The sequence below is a fragment of the Streptococcus sp. KR genome, assembly GCF_002238115.1.
GTDB lineage: Bacteria > Bacillota > Bacilli > Lactobacillales > Streptococcaceae > Streptococcus.
Map to the genome: position 1 here is coordinate 1 of NZ_NGVM01000341.1, position 226 is coordinate 226.

Consider the following 226-nt stretch of genomic DNA (forward strand, 5'->3'; position numbering starts at 1 on the left):
CCGGAATTTTGAAAACGGCATTAACCGGATTCATTATTCAATTCATTGTTCAAAAGACGATGCTTTTAGTCTATTAATTGAGCAAGTATTAAGACGAATTCATTTTTGGAATTATAACAATGCTAATCCCTTGATTAAGGCATTCAGCGATCATAGCAATCCAGATTTTAAGAATAAGCAATGGGCAATTACCTACGCTGCTAAAGATGTGGTTGAAGATTATTAT

The 226-nt window shown here is 33.2% G+C and carries 1 pseudogene; it reads left to right on the forward strand.

Annotated elements, in window-relative coordinates:
• Positions 1-226 (forward strand): annotated as a pseudogene (locus tag CBI42_RS13095) (hypothetical protein); the annotation flags it as partial.